Below are 16667 nucleotides of genomic sequence, written 5' to 3' on the forward strand. Positions count from 1 at the left end.
CAGTGTGGTGAAGACTGTCGGTCTGGGGGCAGTTACGCGCCTCTACCGCGACGTGATGCACGAACTATCCTTGGCGCACAAAAGGTCTGAGATCCTGATACGGTCTGCCAATCGACATGACTTCGACGTTAGGCCAACTTCTGCACTGACGATAGGCCACTTCGATGCCACGCAATGGGGCCAGTTGAAATGTGGCGTGCGAGACGCTGTAGCGCTAGACAATGGCAGGCTCATGGGTGCCCCGTCGTCAGTAGTTGCGAGAAGATGGTAGAGAAGGGTGCTCGGCAGCGGATTGGGTGTTGGTGCCGGCGCCGCCGACGTAGCGTTGTGAGGTGACCGTGGATTCGTGGACGAGGAGCTTCATCAGTGTGTAGACGCTGACCTTGGCGTTGGCGAGTTCGGTGGCGAAGGTTTAGCCCAGACCATGTACCAGTGCACCCCGGCGTGGTGTCGGAAGATGGTGCCATCACCGGTCAGCCGATCGGGCAGGCGGCGGAGTAGTTCGACTACGTAACTCTTTCGACCTCAGGCGCGGGTGCCGCTCGCACGACTAGAGGCCGACGGGACTAGTCCTGTGCGACGAACGGTTTACAAAATGTTAGTCAACGTTGTGGATAGGCTGTGACAGATGGAACTGCGCCAACTCGAGTACTTCATTGCCGTCGCGAGTGAGATGAATTTCTCCCGCGCTGCGCAGAGGGTCCATGTCGTCCAGTCGGCACTCTCCGCGTCGGTGGGCAAGCTCGAGAAGGAACTCGGGGTAGAACTGTTCGACCGATCCAGGCAGCAGATCAAAATCACCCCCGCGGGCGAGCTGTTTCGCGAGCACGCGCGTCGCGTGGTCCATACCGCCCGACTGGCCAGGGATTCCATCAGCGACTACCGCGGTGAGCTGTCCGGCACAGTTGAGCTTGGATCCCTCATATCCTTCGGTGCCCTGGATGTCCCGAAGACTCTCGGCGAGTTTCACCGTACGTACCCGTTCGTACTGATCAGACTGCGCCAGAGTCAGACTGGTTCGATGCCGTATCTGTCCGCTATCGCTGACGGGTCGCTCGACTTGGCCTTCGTGTCGGCGCCCGATCGTTTCCCCGCCGACATCGACCTGCGGCTCATGTCACAGGAGCCGATGGTGTTTGTCTGCAGGCCCGACCACCGTTTGGCGCAACGCGACCAGATCGTCATCACTGAACTCGCCGGCGAGGATTTGATCGGCTTCCCCGTCGAATTCGGGCTGCGGCGCATCGTCGAGCAGGCGTTCATTGCGGCCGGCATCACCCCACGTACGCCATCTGAAGCGGCGGTTGACTATTGGGTTGCGGCCAGTCTGGTTCGGCACGGGTTGGGCAGCATATTCATGCCTGCCAGCGACGCCAGCCGCTTCCCTGATCTCCGCGCGGTCCGGCTACAGCCGGCAATAGAATGGCGAATCTTCCTCGCCACTCCCGAGCAGGCCGAGATGACACCCGCCGCCGCCAAGCTGGCTCAGATGCTGATCGCGGGGACAGCCCAGGCGCACACGCCGTAAACCCCTGAATGTCGCTGGCGCACCGGACTATTGGGATGGCACCGAAGCCCAGCATGGCGGCTGTTGCCGTGGCGGCTCCTGCCGCTTTCTTGGTCTTCACCTGAACCTCCCCTGTTGAGGCGGTGTTATACCCCGACCGGCACCGGCCAGCCGTCGAAACCCGCTATGACACTTCTTGAATTCCTGTCCGCGAGAACGACGTCAATCCGGTGCACCAGGACGCCGTCGCCCGGTCGACGGGCTTGTTTTCCAGGTCGTTGGAACACTCGGCGAAGTCTGCCGCGGACCGGTCTAACCTCCCGTATCAGAGTCAGGGGTTCAGGCTCACCCATGACCCATATTGCCGGGCGGCACGTGAGCGGCCGCACGCCACCAAAAGGTGACGTCCACAGTTCAGCCACTGCTTGGCCGAAGGGGTTTGGCCAAAGCGGGACCCACGCATGGGCAGCACTCCATCTATTTTGCAGATCCCGCTTATCGTGGGTATTCGTTGGACTTGACAGCCGCTTCTTGGTGTGGTGGAAGGACAAGAAGTCGGACCGACGACAACCGGCCGGCCCGCAACCCCCCACGAGTGAAAGAAGTAGGCAGCGCGATGAGAAAGTACGGACTCACCACTCTCGTTATCGGCGGCTTGACCGCCGCCATCCTTGGCGTAGGCGTTCCCGCTCTGGCCGTGACTCCCAGCAACGCGACACTCAGGCATTCAGTGGCCGACGGCAAGAACGGTGTCGACGACCTGGTGTGGCTCGACAACATCCGCCCGAAGGCGATGGTTCCGTTGGTCGACACGAGCCTATGCCAAAGCTGTTGAGTACTAGTAACTTCAGTGCTGCAGTGACAATTGCCGAATGCCGCTGCCTGATGATATGCGAAATTATGGGCGGCCAGGAAACGCTCAAGCTCCGCTCTCACAACCGTGGACCAACAACACGGGTTCAGATCTGGTGGACTCAGGAAAGGGAAGTCGCCTCTCGCATATCCGGCTCAACTGGCGCCATCTCGCCGCACTCAAGTGGCCCCACAGCCAGTCCCATATCGCAATAGCGTAAATGCGTGTTAGTCGCGGGCGACACCAAGATCATCGATCTGTTGTGCGGCCTGGCGGTGCGTTACTGATGGGCGATATCAAAGCCTTGAGCCACCCTGAAGACAACAAAATACTCTCGGCGCCAATATCATACACGGTCTCAACCATGCGCTGCACACCGCATCGCTGGCGGGCGGCGGGACGGGGCTGGGCAGCATGTGCGGAAGACAGCAGGCGATGTCGATGCTGATAAATGCTGGTTTCGAGGACGTCGAGGTCCGTGAAATCGAAACCGACCCCTTCAACGACTACTGCATCGCGTTCGAATGAGGTTGCGGACCGTCAAGTAGTCATCTCTGCGCTCCTTGCGGTGGTGAGGCCGCGCCGCCGTGCTGAGCCGGCTTACCAAACAGCGCCGATACGTCTGACGCCGGGCAATAACCCACGCTGGACGGGCCCGGCCAGCGAAAGATGAAACGAGAGAGAGGAAACCACCTTATGTTGGACCCTTGGCCAGATGCGTCCGGCGACCACTTCAAGGAGATCGCGGCGACCGCCCGACAACAACTCCTCGGGGTGGTGCCGGATCAAATTTCGCGCCTCCACTGGGACGCGGCTAGCCTCGCCCGGTACCGGTCGGCGCGACTGACAGAGATACTCCGCGTCGCCGCTGTGCAATCCCCGTGGCACGCCGACCGGCTATCCAGTCTGGACCTGGAGGCGCTCATACCGAAGGACCTCACGTCATTGCCAACGATGACCAAGGCCGACGTGATGGAGGCGCGGGACCGCATCATCACCGATCCCTGTCTCTCGTTGGACGCAGCCCGGCGGCACCTCTCCCGCGTCGACGACAGGGGACCGCCGTTCCTGTTCGACAAGTACTTCGTGTTCACCACCGGCGTTAATACCGGCCAGTCGGGCGTATTCGTCTGGTCGATCGAAGAATTCGCTCGCTTGGGTGCTAGCACGATCCGGCTCGGGATTGACGCTGGAGACACGCCGGTCAAGCGTCTGACGTTCGTCGCTGCCCGTCCCCTGCGCCATCCTTCGGCGTGGCCACCTCTCTTGCTCCATTGGCGGTACGCCGGATCCCGGCAGCGTGTCCCGATCGACCAACCAGTCTCGGCCATCGTCGAGCAGCTGAATGTGATCGCGCCCGACAGCCCGTGGGTCGTGTCGTCGATCCTACCGGCCTCATCGATGCCGCGGCCGTTGGCGCTGCGCATTTCGCCACGCCGCATTACCGAGGGCGCCGATGCGGTCGACCCGCGGACGCTCGCTGCGGTGGAAGCGGTGTTCGGCACACGTCGCGTCGCGAACGCAACCACCGACGTCGGTATGGTGGCCGACCAAACACCCGCGGAGGACGCCCTGATCGTCCATGACGACCTGATGATCGTTACGCCGGTCGACGAAGACGACCACCCCGTTCGGCCTGGCGAGCTGTCGCACCACGTGCTGGTCACCTCGCTGCATCAGCGAACCATGCCGATGATCCGATTGGAGGACCGGATCCGGTTTGCGTCACCGGCCGGCCGACGATATCCCGCCTTCACGCGCATCGCCTCCATCGACCGACGCACCGAGGATGTCTTTCGCTACGGCGACGTCACCGTGCACCCGCATACGCTCCGCTCCATTCTGACCCGACACGCCTCAGTGGACGACTACCAGCTCCGTCGAAAGCCCGACGGCGCTGAGGTACTCATTCAAGTCTGCGGAATATGGAACGTCGCGCCCCTTACCATGCAGCTCACCGCGGCGCTGGTGACCGCAGGCGTCCCCGCGGCCACCGCACGGGTCGCGGTCGGCGGCAAAATTCCCCGCCCACTCTTCGGCAAGCGCCGCCGCTTCATGCCAGCGCAGCCCGGCGGCTAAACCGACGCTGCGGTATCGGAGCCAACCGCTTCGCGTAGCTCTGCAGCCCGCATCGGGATGAAAGCAGCCCTGCCGTAATCGAGCGCTATGCAATGGAAAAGTTTCAGGAGGAGGAACGGTGGAGATTCCGCAGCTTGATTCGTCGTTCACGCGAAACCCGGTGAACAAGCGAGGGACTCGTCCATACATGAAAGGGGCCGCGGTGAACATCGCGAGCCACAGTAGACAACTCCGCGGCGCGAGATGAGTCCAAGCCACGGCGGTCCGGTGTCATGGGGTCGCGCCGATACGGTTCACCTCGCGGCGCAGGTCGCCGGTCCGGTGTTACTGCCTTATGAGGCCGGTTATCGCGTCGAATGTGACACATCCAACCTGTGGACTCCGGTACGGCCAGCCGTCGCCGTGGGCGCGCTCAGCGTAGTCGATGTGCAGGCGGCGGTTCGGTTCGCCGCTGAGCGGGATTTGCCGGTGGCCGTCCTCGCGACAGGGCATCAGGTGGCCCGCGCTGCCGAGGACTCGGTGCTGATCAACGTCTCCCGGATGAACGTACGATTTCTCGACCCGACCCGACGCTTCGCCCGCGTCGAGGGCGGTGCCCGTTGGCAACAGGTCCTGGACCTGACCGACAAGCACGGGCTCGCGGCAATCAGTTGCAGTTCTGGAGACGTGGGCGTCGTTGGCTACCACCTCGGCGGTGGGGCCAGCCCGATCCTGGGCCGCACCCACGGCTACGCCGCCGATCACGTGCGAGCGATCGAGATTGTCACCGCCGATGGCGAGCTGCGCCGGGTCACCGCCGACTCAGAGCCGGACCTGTTCTGGGCACTGCGCGGCGGCAAGAGCAACTTCGGGGTCGTCACCGCCCTGGAGTTCAGCCTCTTCCCTGCAAGAAGCGTCTATGGCGGGGTTCTCGTGTTCGCCGGCGAAGACGCCGCGGAAGTGCTGCATACATGGCAAGAGTGGGCGGTTGACCTACCGGAGGAGATAAGTTCCTCTGTTGCACTCCTGCGCTCGCGCCCAATGCCCACGGTGCCGGAGCCGCTGCATGACCGGTTCGTCATTCAGGTGCGGTTCTCCTCGCTTCTGCCGCGAGAGCAAGTAGCACCAGTGCTGGCGCCCATCCGCATGATCGCCCCCACGATCCTCGACACGATCACCGAGCAGCGGTATCGCAACGCCAGTTCGATATTCATGGATCCCCCTGTGCCGATCGCATGGGTACAGCGCGCCATACTCCTGCAGGACTTCCCAAGTGTGGCCGCCGATGTCGTGCTTGACATGCTTGGGCCCGAATCGGGCACCCAGCTTGGATTCGTTGAATTGCGCCGGCTCGGAGGAGCTTTGCAACGTCCGCCCGCGGTACCGAACGCCGTTCCCGGTCGCGATACGCGCTGGTCGCTGATTGCCGCCGGTGGCGGACGACGCGACATGACTGCCGTTTTCGACGAGCAGCTAACCATGCTGATCGATGCACTTTCACCCTGGGCTCAGGACGAGATAATGCCCAACCTGCTCGGTGCTGGCCAGGGCACCACCGCTCAGGAGCTGCGTGCGATCTACGGTCCCGCACGCTACGACCGATTGGCTGCCATCAAGGCACGGTATGACCCACGCAATTTGTTCCGCATGAACCACAACATCGCACCCGAAAGCGGGACGTCGCCAAAACCTCAAGGGGACAACGGATGACGCTCCACAGCGTGGCACATACCGATCGTACGATGGAGGCCGCCACCGACGGCGAACTCACCTTAGTTGAGCGGGAGGACTGCGTTGATGTCACGCCGTTGCACCGTCAACTCCTCGCCGCCATCGCCACGCAACGTATGCACGGTGTCTAGCGGAATGGTATCGAGCTACCGCTCAGAGCACTTTCGCTCCGTAAATCTGGCTGAGCGGGTCGGTGATGAGCTCGAAGCGGGCGCCGTCGGGCCCCGCGGAAGTACAGCGAGACCTCGCTGTCTTCGCTGAGTTCCACGCTCGCGTCGATCAGTTTGGTGCGAGGTGGTGCCATCACCGCGGCTCGACGCTGATCGCGACGTGTTGCAGGCCGCCGCCCAACACTTTTTAGTACCGACCGAGATCGTGGCCGGGGAAACCAAAGAAGGGACGAACATTGCCGTTGCCGTTGTCGAAGAAGAGGTGCCAGGAGCCGGATAGTCGCGGGCCTCGATCAACCCGGTCAGCGGAAACTCGAGCTGTTCTCGGTAGAAGCGGATGGTGCGTTCGACGATGCTGATGACCGGATCGTTGTGGTGCAAACCGCGCGCCGAGGAGGGCGACCGCGCGCCTTCGGGCGTCAGGTACCGGCTGTGGAGACGCTCGCGCTGTTCCTCGAAGCGTTGGTTTCGGTCCGCTCGGCATTGCCGACCATCAACGGATCCTTACTCGTCTCACGTGTCGCGTGCCACGAAGCTTGCGAGTGGCCTTCTGAAACAACCGCCAATCCATCCAGAGTAGCTGCTGCAGAACGAACATGAGCTCAAAAGACGACCCGCCGCGTCCTCGGAGACGGCAGTCCGGCCGAACGTCGTTTCACCGCGCTGCTAACCTCACCAAACAATCAACTGTTGCGACGTTGACTAGAAGTCACCCCTAGGGCCCCGTTCTTTTACGGCGTCAGGAATAAGCGCATACAAGCCGTTTTGGGGTTACCCCGAATGGTGGACATCGCGATAGCGGGATGAATGGTCCCGCTGGAAGGATGTCACTATGTCCCGAACCCGCGCGTCCCACAGGGCCTTCATGACCTTCACCCGTTCGACGGCCGGCATACCGTCCGACCCGCGCACGTACTTGTCCAAGTAGGGCCGCACCCGCGGGCTGTGGAAGTCTCGTGCGCTCGACGGCAGATAGATGGGATAGCCGTTGATCATGAACACGCGGTATGTCAGCCCGTATTTGAGCTTGGGGATCACCGTGTCGCCGATCCACGGTTCGGGGTCGCGGGCCATCGATTTAGTCAAGGACCAGAACAGGGTTCGCCACCCGATCACTTCCCCGACTCGGGTTTGCACGCCGCGATCCCATCACCGCCCCAAACGCGTATATCAGTCGGCGACCGTCACTACAAAGACAGTCCAAGCACCAGGCAGCTGTGCAGCCCATGTCGCAATCGCGACAGGCTACTGCTGATAGCGCACTCGATCACCTACCGGTTGTTTGTCTCCCGGTCACATACGGGCCGGTAAGGATCAGCGGAACTCCGCTGATGCCATTTAGATACTGTTGATTCCTACTCTCCGTGTCACACGCGTGGACCGTTTCGAAACTGCCGGGATGGGGCCGGGGCCGCGGATGTGCGGATCTGAATCCGAAGTGCCGAGCACCAACCGGGTAACGCCCCGATGATCAGGACATCGGCGGTGGAGGCTCCAATTGCTCGAACCGTTTCACCAACTGTTCCACGTACGAAATGAGCACTGGGATGGCGTTGATGCTGACGTTGGATCCATCCGTCGCGCGGAATCCGAATTCGGTTCCCGGCGCTGGAGGAGGATCGAATTTGATGCCGCTCGACCATGGGATGAGGACGACGTTTGGCGGAACGCTGTCAGCCGTCTGCAAGTAAGCCTCGCTGATGATGGCGGGTCGATCGAGCGAAAGGTCGGGCCCAGGTTGGGCCATCTTGATGGTCGTCTCAATGTCATCGCCGAGGTCGGGTGCGACGTCGCCGACACCGAAGACGGCCATGGCGTAGAGCACAAGGTTGTGGTGTTTATCTCTGGCGCCGACTCCGCGGAGTGCTGGTAGGGCGCTGGTTTGTGGTCCGATCTGAACGAATGGCTGGCACCACTGCAATTTCTGTTTCGCTTCGTCCCACGCGAAGGGAACATGGTCGGAGACCGCTTTTTCCCAGTCCTTCTCGTCATCGACGATGGGGAAGGAAACAGATTCTGCCTGTCTGGCGGCTGGGTCGCCGCCGCCGGCCTGGTAGATCTGTAAGGCAACGTAATCGAGTGCGATTCGCAAGTTGTTGACCAGCTCTCCGGCGAGCGAAGTCAAGTTCTGTTCCGGTTCGCGATACATGGCTATGGCCCAGGTGTACCGGGCGTATTGACGGTCTCGCACACAGATCGCCTCGATGCCTTGGCTTTTCGCCCATCTACCGAACACTGCATTGAGTTCCTGGCTTTGCTTTTTGGCGAGTTCGATGCAGGCTAGAGAATCATTGAGTTTGAGCATGGCCGTGTGTCTGTTGATTCCGATCTGCGATGTGTGTTTCGCGGTACATTCTGCCAGCCGACATCGCGGCCTGGAATGGGATATCTGCCGTATTAGCTACCCCTCACGGCTTTCCGCGTCGGCAGCCAGCCCGTGATAGGAGGTGCCAGACTGTTGCGCCGGCTCACACCTCTAGACATGCGCGTTCCGGTGTTGCCCATAGGCGAACTTCGAACGTCCCTCAAGCAGACGGCCTCGCAACGACCGATATGTCATGGCGATCGCGACCCTTATCGCCGACGGCGATGCCGTAGTGCTTGCCCGGTGATGGGTCCGGGGGTAGCGCTGGCCGTGCCCGGACCGGCGGAGATAGCGGCGGCGGTGTCGATTGTCATCTCGATTGATTTCACGGCTCTTTCCTCGTTTTTCTTTGGGATTTTGGACTGTCGGTTCGTAGCGCGCGAGTTTGTCGGCGTCGATGAGAAACCAGGCAAAGAAGCCGATGATCGTCGCCTTCCGGTTGGCGTGGTTTCCTACTCGTCGAACGAGTTGGTCGCGCGGCTCTCCGGTACAGCGGACATGGCTGTGCCCCTTTGAAAGTGGCCGAAAACCGAAGGATCAGACTTTCCGGACCGCAGGGAACGCCTCAGGGAGCCCACGGCATCTCGTTGAACGTGGCCCAGCGTAGCTTTCGTGCCCGTTGACGTGATCGCGATCAGCCGCTCCAGCATCAGCAGGGTCTCCGACCGCCGGGAGATGTGGGCGGTGCGCGCGAGATATCACAGTCGAGTCGTCCCCACCGGTACGACTGTATACATTGCCTGCAGTGCCTTCGAAGCCAAAACGCACTTCCTCCGCCTGTTTCAGATTTAGTTGGCACTTTTCGACATGATCATGACAGGCGACGGCTTAACATTCACCTCGTCGCGCTCATTCGTAGTCAATTCGATCTCCTAGTCGGTGGCCCAGTTAGTAGTTCACAATTTGGATATACTGAAACTAACGCAAATGTGATCGACGGATGGCCTGTGATGGCTGTCACTTGGGGCCGCAACCTTGGATCGGGACGTTCGGTGCTGTGCCAGCCAAAGGGCAATTTCACGGTGAGAAACACGCTAGCTGTGTCGATTTAGGATGGTTCGCGGCGCCCTCTACATCGGCACAGCCGAGGCTTCAGCGCGACGGCACCGGGCCTATTCCTTTCTTGTTTCTTCGACAGAGTGATTCGAGTGCAAGTTAGGCGTCGGCAAGCGAACGCCGTATGAGCTGTGCGAGCGCGGCGGGTTGAGAGAGAAAAGGCGAGTGCGATGTGTTCAGCCGTTGGACGTTATCGGCGCGCTCGGCCATCAGCTCCTGAGCGGCGACAGGAACCGCATTGTCGGCTTCGCAGATGACGTAAGTGTTTGGAATGGTCCTCCACGCGGTCTCGGTCAGTGTTTGTCGCATCGAGATGTAGGACTGGTAACCGAGTTGTCGGGCGGCACACGCTGCGGCCGTGGCGTCGAGATCGTTGTAGAACACCGTCTCGGGCGCCATGGCTTCGACGTAGTCGCCGATTCCGTTCCGGTGGTGCAGCTTCTCCCACGGCAATAGTGCACCCCCGGGGTTCCCAGAAAGCAGCCCGTCACCGACGTCCAGTTGGAATGAGGCGAGATAGACGATGTGTGGGACATTCCGCGCGTTCGTCAATCCCTGCGTGGTGGGTATGCCGCCGTAAGAATGAGCGACCACAACCACTGGCCCGTCAATGGCTGCGACTGCTTGCGCGATCACTTCGGCGTCGGCATACATATCCCGCAGTGTGGCGGGGTCATCACCGCTGCTCGTCAGCGCTACGGTGTGCGCGTCGAGATCCGCTAGTTGGTCGATGAGCAGGCGAAAGTGGTCTGGCTTGTGCCAGGCACCTGGGACGAGCAGCACTGAGGGAACGATCATGCGATCCTACTGACGGACTTGACAACTGGGTTCGCCAACTGCGGGGGATACGCGGCATCCGAGGCCTTGGGTCGCGTCGAGGTGAGCAGCCGTTGTTCGATCAGGTCGGCACCACGGGCCGCGCACCGGTCGTTACATAGCCGACGGCGACGCGGCGGGCGCCGTCGGTCATCGCCATGGCCCGGAGCACCTTGTCGCGCAGTCGGGGAGCGGTGAGGTCCTTGGGCAGCAGCCGACTGCCGCATTTCGCCATTTCCACGCCCCGGGCCACCGCGAACTGATCCCGTCCATAGGGCACCACGCATAACCGGTACACCGCGCACCAACGCCTTTTGAGTGACGACAGCCGGTCGGCTCAATCCGGGTGCGATATAGGAAGGCAGTGCAGCCGCGTTGATGAAGTGACGGGCAGTGGCAACATGGTCGACAGTGAACAACGCACGTACGACGGCTACTGCAAGATGCGCATGAGACACGCCAGCCAAGCCACTAAGCGCAAGACGAGTCGGTATAACCCCAGCGACCGCGTTGAGCGGCGCTGCGGCGGATATCACAAAAAGCAGTACAGCGGACACGCCTCGACGGTCTGGAACGAGGGACGTAGACCGTAGACGAAGGGGTCTTGCCGATAGTTCGAGGTATGGCGAGCACTGTGGATCCTCTCGATGTCGACGCCAACGTATTGAAGAGATTTGTCTGGAGCAACGTCCCACTAGGCGACGCGAAGGCGTCGCAGCGTCGGATCGGACGCTCAACCCAGTGCCCCATTTCTCATAAATTGGCGGGCTATATCCAAAGACCTTTCGGCGTGCCTGATCTAACAGAGGATGGCACACCAGGCCGGTTTCATTCGAGAATCGTGCTGTTACCCGACATACCCAGTTGTTGGGCGAAATCATGTGGTTCGTACGAAATACGTTGTGCGGGGCACCAGACGCCGGCTGAAAGAGATCACCCCGCAGCGAGGAGTCGATGTGAAGAAGGTGCGTCATCTTTAGTCCTCCGTAGACGTGTTCGGTAGGAACACCGCCGTCGATTGCGACTGTGTACCCGGTGATTCGGTTGCGGCGTCAGTCAATGTCGGTCATCGCAAGGCGTTAACGTCGATCACAACCGCCAACACCCACTGAACAACTCGCCAGTGAGTTCACGCCGAGCCGCATCCGCAGGCTGACGCTCGATGAGTTCAGGCCTCGCCTCTACAGCTGCCCGCATTCAGGAAGGGTCACCCCCGATAGGGGCCTCGCAGACCTCGGTGGTTCCCGCAACCAACGCGTCTCCGATGTTAAGTGAGATCCGGCAATGCTTGTGGGCCACTTGCTTGCGGCTAACAGGGGCCACGCGCCACCCCTGTCACCGCAACAGGTACATCCTCCCCGCCAGCCCTCATGACGCGGGCAGCGTATTTCTGCGAATTGCCGCTCACCCCAATATCAGTCGAATCAATGCCGGAGCAGCGGCGTCCCACGGGGCGCCGGTTGTTCACGCTCTACACCAGCTGCGGCATTGCTTTTGTCAGACGGTGAGCGCGAGACGTTTTGAGGTTGGCTCGGGCGAAGTCGGCGCCGTATCGGCAGGTGTTGCGGGCGCGGGTGTTGTTGTTGGCTGCGGACGGGGTGGCGAACAACGTGATCGCCGAAGAAGTTGGGGTGACGCCGGTGACCCTGCGGGCGTGGCGACAGCGGTTCGCCGTCGACGGACTGGCCGGGTTGGGCAAGATACCCGACGGCCGGGGCGCAAGCCGTCGATTCCCGAAGAGACGGTCGCTGAGATTGTGCGGTTGACCACCACAACGACTCAGGCGGATGCAACATATCGGTCGTGCCGGACGATGGCCAAGCGGGTCGGAGTGGTCCGGCTACGGTGCAACGGATATGCAAGCTCATCGACGTGGTCGGCCTGTATTTAAACCCGCCGCAGAAGGCCATCGTGCTTGTATGGAGGAGAAATCCCAGACCCAGGCCTTGGATCGGACACAGGCCTCATTGCCGATGGTGGCCACCCGGGCGGCCACGATGACCCACGACTACAAGCGCAACGGCACCAACACCTCGTTCGCCGCCCTGGATGTGCTGACCGGAATGGTGATTGGTCAATGCCTGCCCCGGCACCGTCACACCAGTTCATCATATTCCTCAACACGATCGACCGCGAAGTCCCGACGGGCTACACGTCCATCTGATCCTGGACAACTACAGCACCCACAAGCACATCGGGTCCACCGATGGCTCAACCGGCACCGTGGTTCACGCCAACATCGTCGTTCTGGCTCTACGAGGTCGAGCGCTGCTTCCGCGACCTGACCGACGAAAGCCTGCGTCGCGGCGTATTCGGCAGAGTGCCAGACCTGATCGCCAGCATCGAGGAATGTCTCAAAGCCACAACGCAGACCCCAAACCCTAGGTGTGGACAGCCACCGCCGAATCCATCCTCGCCAAAGTCCAGCGCACGCACAAAACTCCAACAAGTAGTTAGCCAAAACTAAGACGGACCACTAGCAGCGTTCTGCTACCGGGACGCGGCCGATGGCCGCGATCATGCACCTCGGCACCATCTGTGGTCGTCACCCGACACGCTCGGCCGAGGCGAAGGTACAGGCGTCGCGCCCGCCTCCACATCGGCCTGCAACCGGCAGTAAATATCGGCAGCCGTTCTAATTCCGCCAAAGGACGCACCAGGACAGAGCCCGCGGCCCAGGCCCTCAGGGTTCCGGACTCGTGACCGACATCCCAATTGGTGGTGACGCCTCGTGAAACTTCAAGGGTAGTGATCCGGGCTGCCTGCCAGGCTCAACCGGCCCCATTGCGCTGCATCGAAGTGGCCCACCGTCAGTGCAGAAGCCGGCCTAACGTCGATGTCATGTCGATTGGCAGACGCTACCAAGATCTCAGGTCTTCTGTGCTCCGGAGACACTCGCGCACCACGTCACGGTAGAGGAGCGTACGGCGCGGCGAGCGACTGGCTTCGCCACACTATGGTTTCACGGGGTGGTCAGGGTTCCAGGTGATGACGAGACCAGCCGCCCGCCGCAGGGGCAGTCGTCGGCACGAACGGGTGTACCAACGGAGCAACGGAATGAAAGTGCTACCGTGCTGAGCGATGTGCTGATTTGCCCTGCGGCGCTGTGGGCGCGAAGATTCCGTACCGCAGGAGTCAGCACAATCCGGCCCAGGCGACGCGCCCGCATCGACGCCGGAATATTACCCATCCGTCTGGTTATTCGCACGTATGCCGCCGCGTGTTGCCACCGCCGACCGGAACTTCGGAGCGCTGACTGTCTATGGGCGACCACGACTACGGCTGTTCTGGCACCGGGCCCGTCGCCGGGCCTGACGGCGCGGATCAAAACTTGAGTCGGGTCTGCTTGCTGGGCTGAGGAACTCCCTGTTCGTCAAAGATCAGCACCTTTTTCAGACCTTTTCGCGCTATCAACGTGTGGCGTCCTGCGACGACAGCAGGAGGCAGGGCACATCGAGCACGGTGTGGTGCTGGGATCACACGACTGGAGTCGCATATGTCAGGTCATCTCATTGATGATTCGCCATTGACGTCCTTCCACAAGAAGCTCGCGCTGTACTCATCGGGCGGGGCCGTTCATCGACGGGTATGCGCTGACGATCGTCGGTGTTGTACTCATCACCCTGGAGCCGGCACTGGCGCTGACGTCGACAAAGATCGGGCTGATCGGCGCTGCGAGTCTGGTCGGCATCTTCGTTGGAGGTCTGTTCTTCGGCTATCTCACCGACCGGATCGGCCGGCGATTCATGTACATCGCCGATCTGATTGCGCTCGCGCTCTTTTCGATTTTGTCGGCGTTCACCGGTGAGGCCTGGCAGCTTGTCATCCTTCGGTTCCTGCTCGGCGTGGCGATTGGTGCCGACTACCCGATCGCGACATCGCTGCTGGCCGAGTACTCACCGAAGAAGTACCGCGGGACGCTACTTGGCGCCATGTTCGTCGTCTGGACTCGGCCACTGGTCGAAGGACACTGCGCCATCTGGCGTGGCCACGGATTTATTTGAGCCACTTGGTCGTTCGGTCATAGCAGACCGATGAACTGAGTCGTTGGGACACTGCCGAGCTGGCGGAGCTGGCCAGACGGTCCAACCAATCGGATATCGCAACAATGCTCGGGCGCGGTCATGGAGTAGTCGATCCCATCAGGAGGAATGATGTCGGCCTTTACGATTCGTCCGCCGGCTTCCAGGGTGCGGGCGTACCGCGCCGCTGGGGTGTGGCGCGACTACGGGTCGATCGGTTATCTGCGCCGGTGGCGAGACCAGACGCCGCAGGCCTTGGCGGTCAGTGCATTCGGTCCCTCCGATGCACCGGTACAGATCAGCTACCACGCTTATGCGCATCTCGTCGAGCGCTTCTCGGGTGCACTCTACGAACTAGGGGTGCGGCCGGGCCACGTGGTGGCGATCCAGCTACCGAACTGGTGGCAGGCACTGGTGCTGTTCCAGGCGGTGGCGCGGTTGGTGGAAAACACGGTCCGGGCACCAGACAGTTATGTCCGCCGGTTTTCATTCAATGAAGGTAGGGATCGGCAGGTTGCGTTCTCACGTCATCACCGGCAGAGCCCGACGGGGTTACCGTGGAGAGTTGATGACGATGCCTGAACGTGGTGAGACGGCACTGGTTCTCGGAGCAAGCATCGGTGGGTTGCTGGCCGCTCGTGTGCTCGCCAACTTCTACAGCGACGTGACCGTGGTGGAACGCGACACGCTGCCCGACGCACCAGTGGCCCGCCGCGGAATCCCGCAGGGCGCGTTGCCGCACCTACCCACTGCACGGGGCACACAAATCCTCGATGAGCTGTTTCCCGGCTTCCTTCACGAGCTGGTCGGAGGCGGTGCGCGGGTGTGGAACGATGGTGACTTGTCACGGCTTTCGGTATCGTTCGGCGGGCACCGGCTGCTGGCAGCCGGCACGATTCCTGACCCTCAGTCGATAGTCACCTACTTTGTCAGCCGCCCGTTTCTGGAGTACCGCGTGCGGCAACGGATGCATGCCATTGCCAACGTGCAGATCCTCGATGGTCACGAGGCGGTGCGTCTGACCGCGACGCGCGACCATGACCGGGTGACCGGTGTGGTGGTCGCGCGCCGCGCTTCTGGCGCCGAGACGACCATGGCGGCCGATCTTGTCGTGGACGCCACCGGACGCGGCTCGAGGGCACCGGTGTTTCTCGACGAGCTGGGCTATCAGCGCCCCCGGGAAGATCAATTGACGGTGCACATCACCTACGCCGGCCTGCCAGTTCACCTACCGGCCGACACGTTGCGCGAGAACCTCGCCTTCACCGGTCCCGAACCCAACCGACCTATGTGCTTTGCGATGTTCGCCGGCGAGGACGACACCTACCGGCTGGCGGTCCAAACCATCGCCGGACGACCAGCGCCCACCGATCACGCGTCGCTGCTGGACTGCCTGACCGACCTTGCACCCCCGCACGTGGTTGCTGCCGCACGCCGTGCCGAACCGCTGGCCGACATCACCCAGTACCGGTTTCCTTCCAACCGGTGGCGCCGCTACGACAAATTGACCCGAACCCCCGACGGGCTGATCGTCATCGGCGACGCGCTGTGCAACTTCAACCCGCTATACGGACAGGGCATGTCGGTCGCCGCGATTGAAGCGCTTGTGCTGCGCGACTGCCTCACCCAGTGTGACAGCGACCTACCGCGGCGATTCTTTCGCGCGTCCGCCAAAGACATTCGCGTGGCCTGGCAGGCCGCGGTGAACTCCGACCTGGCTCTGCCCCAAATAAAAGGACGCCGACCGGCATCCGTACGGGCCAGCAACGCCTACCTGGATCGGGTCCTGTGTGCCGCCGAAACCGATCCCGCCGTCGTCCAACAATTCCTACGGTTGATCAACCTTCTCGATCCGCCGTCGCAGCTGATGCACCCCTCGACGATGCTGCGGGTAGCCAAGAGGTCACGAAAGCCAGCGGTTACCCGTGAAGCCGATACGGGCAAACTCCGGAAACGCTCTACCAAAAACGGGCCCCGGTAAGCGAGTCATTCAGAAGCTGCTGAGGCATTCCGCGTGAGCACACCAACGACAAGCGGTGAAACGACATAGCGACAAGGTCACATCCATCTGTCGCCCACGTGAAAGCGA

12 protein-coding genes and 3 pseudogenes are annotated in these 16667 nt (G+C 61.6%); 11 read left to right on the forward strand and 4 right to left on the reverse strand.

All coding sequences use genetic code 11. The features are described from left to right. The first annotated feature begins 628 nt into the window (after positions 1-628). The 6 genes from ACVWWN_RS19150 to ACVWWN_RS19175 all read left to right on the forward strand — a co-directional run bounded on the left by ACVWWN_RS19150 (position 629) and on the right by ACVWWN_RS19175 (position 6599). Positions 629-1528: a LysR substrate-binding domain-containing protein gene (locus ACVWWN_RS19150; protein ID WP_457145256.1), complete on the forward strand. Its 900-nt coding sequence runs from the start codon at positions 629-631 to the stop codon at positions 1526-1528. A 595-nt stretch (positions 1529-2123) separates the two neighbouring features. Next, the gene (locus ACVWWN_RS19155) at positions 2124-2342 is read left to right on the forward strand and encodes a hypothetical protein (RefSeq protein ID WP_457145257.1); all 219 of its coding nucleotides are present in this window, start codon (positions 2124-2126) and stop codon (positions 2340-2342) included. Positions 2343-3056: 714 nt separating this feature from the next. Further along, the gene (locus tag ACVWWN_RS19160; protein WP_457145258.1) at positions 3057-4439 is read left to right on the forward strand and encodes a hypothetical protein; all 1383 of its coding nucleotides are present in this window, start codon (positions 3057-3059) and stop codon (positions 4437-4439) included. A 243-nt stretch (positions 4440-4682) separates the two neighbouring features. Beyond that, a complete protein-coding gene (locus ACVWWN_RS19165) occupies positions 4683-6128 on the forward strand; it encodes an FAD-binding oxidoreductase (RefSeq protein ID WP_457145259.1) in 1446 nt (481 codons plus the stop codon). After that, a complete protein-coding gene (locus ACVWWN_RS19170; RefSeq protein ID WP_457145260.1) occupies positions 6125-6280 on the forward strand; it encodes a hypothetical protein in 156 nt (51 codons plus the stop codon). The genes ACVWWN_RS19165 and ACVWWN_RS19170 overlap by 4 nt, the downstream gene beginning before the upstream one ends. Before the next feature lie 166 nt (positions 6281-6446). Continuing rightward, entirely contained in the window at positions 6447-6599 is a 153-nt protein-coding gene (locus ACVWWN_RS19175; protein ID WP_457145261.1) for a hypothetical protein, read from the forward strand. Positions 6600-7165: 566 nt separating this feature from the next. On the opposite strand, the pseudogene ACVWWN_RS19180 reads toward ACVWWN_RS19175, so the two are convergent. Beyond that, positions 7166-7462, reverse strand: a pseudogene (locus ACVWWN_RS19180) (4-hydroxyphenylacetate 3-hydroxylase C-terminal domain-containing protein); the annotation flags it as partial. 328 nt (positions 7463-7790) lie between these two features. Then, the gene (locus tag ACVWWN_RS19185) at positions 7791-8624 is read right to left on the reverse strand and encodes a hypothetical protein (protein ID WP_457145262.1); all 834 of its coding nucleotides are present in this window, start codon (positions 8622-8624) and stop codon (positions 7791-7793) included. 330 nt (positions 8625-8954) lie between these two features. On the opposite strand from ACVWWN_RS19185, the gene ACVWWN_RS19190 reads away from it, so the two are divergent. Then, positions 8955-9200 carry a hypothetical protein gene (locus ACVWWN_RS19190; protein WP_457145263.1) on the forward strand — a complete coding sequence of 82 codons (246 nt, stop codon included), beginning with the start codon at positions 8955-8957 and terminating at the stop codon, positions 9198-9200. 639 nt (positions 9201-9839) lie between these two features. Here the strand turns inward: ACVWWN_RS19190 and ACVWWN_RS19195 are convergent. Both ACVWWN_RS19195 and ACVWWN_RS19200 read right to left on the reverse strand, forming a co-directional pair. After that, positions 9840-10538, reverse strand: a complete 699-nt coding sequence (locus ACVWWN_RS19195; protein WP_457145264.1) for an alpha/beta hydrolase — start codon at positions 10536-10538, stop codon at positions 9840-9842. After that, a pseudogene (locus ACVWWN_RS19200) lies at positions 10535-10876 on the reverse strand (hypothetical protein); the annotation flags it as partial. The gene ACVWWN_RS19195 and the pseudogene ACVWWN_RS19200, both read right to left, overlap by 4 nt. A gap of 1168 nt (positions 10877-12044) precedes the next feature. On the opposite strand from ACVWWN_RS19200, the pseudogene ACVWWN_RS19205 reads away from it, so the two are divergent. The 4 genes and pseudogenes from ACVWWN_RS19205 to ACVWWN_RS19220 all read left to right on the forward strand — a co-directional run bounded on the left by ACVWWN_RS19205 (position 12045) and on the right by ACVWWN_RS19220 (position 16559). Continuing rightward, positions 12045-13013, forward strand: a pseudogene (locus tag ACVWWN_RS19205) (IS630 family transposase). Between the two features lie 1178 nt (positions 13014-14191). After that, on the forward strand, positions 14192-14560 hold the full coding sequence (locus tag ACVWWN_RS19210; RefSeq protein WP_457149189.1) for an MFS transporter: 369 nt from the start codon (positions 14192-14194) through the stop codon (positions 14558-14560). 150 nt (positions 14561-14710) lie between these two features. Then, entirely contained in the window at positions 14711-15160 is a 450-nt protein-coding gene (locus ACVWWN_RS19215; protein WP_457145265.1) for an AMP-binding protein, read from the forward strand. Then, positions 15147-16559 carry an FAD-dependent oxidoreductase gene (locus ACVWWN_RS19220; RefSeq protein ID WP_457145266.1) on the forward strand — a complete coding sequence of 471 codons (1413 nt, stop codon included), beginning with the start codon at positions 15147-15149 and terminating at the stop codon, positions 16557-16559. Before ACVWWN_RS19215 ends, ACVWWN_RS19220 begins: the two co-directional genes overlap by 14 nt. Positions 16560-16667: the final 108 nt, after the last annotated feature.

Source organism: Mycobacterium sp. URHB0021 (genome assembly GCF_054057895.1).